Origin of the sequence: Aliivibrio sp. S3MY1 (assembly GCF_028765575.1) — a bacterium.
Classification (GTDB): domain Bacteria; phylum Pseudomonadota; class Gammaproteobacteria; order Enterobacterales; family Vibrionaceae; genus Aliivibrio.
On the sequence record NZ_JARACO010000124.1, the window covers coordinates 1 to 432 of the forward strand.

Annotated in this window: 1 pseudogene; it reads left to right on the top strand. The window is 41.4% G+C overall.

The features are described 5' to 3' along the window. Window positions 1–432, top strand: a pseudogene (locus PVK62_RS17535) (porin); the annotation flags it as partial.

Sequence of the window (432 nt, forward strand, 5' to 3'; positions counted from 1 at the left end):
AATGCGAACGGTGGTGGTGTTGCTACTCGTCATTCAACATTCGCAAGTGCAAACGCAAAATACAGCTTTGAAAAAGTAACATTAATGGGTGGGGTAGAATCTGGTTCTAACTTTAATGGTGTTAAAAACCAAGATAACCAAACCTATTTAGTTGGTTTTGAAGCATCTCTACCTGCTGGCTTTGGTATCGCTGGTGCATATAAAATGGAAGCACTAGATAACGAAGGTGGTATTGCTGGAACTGATGTAGATCAAGGCTCATACTCTATCATCGGACAATACTGGAATGGCCCAATTGGTTTCAAACTGGGTTACGCAGCTAACTTAGAATCAGAAACTAACGGTAAGACAGATAAAAACTCTGATAGCAACACCATTTCTGGTCAGTTAATGGCCGTTCACAACGGTTTCGTACCTTACCTACGTGTCGCT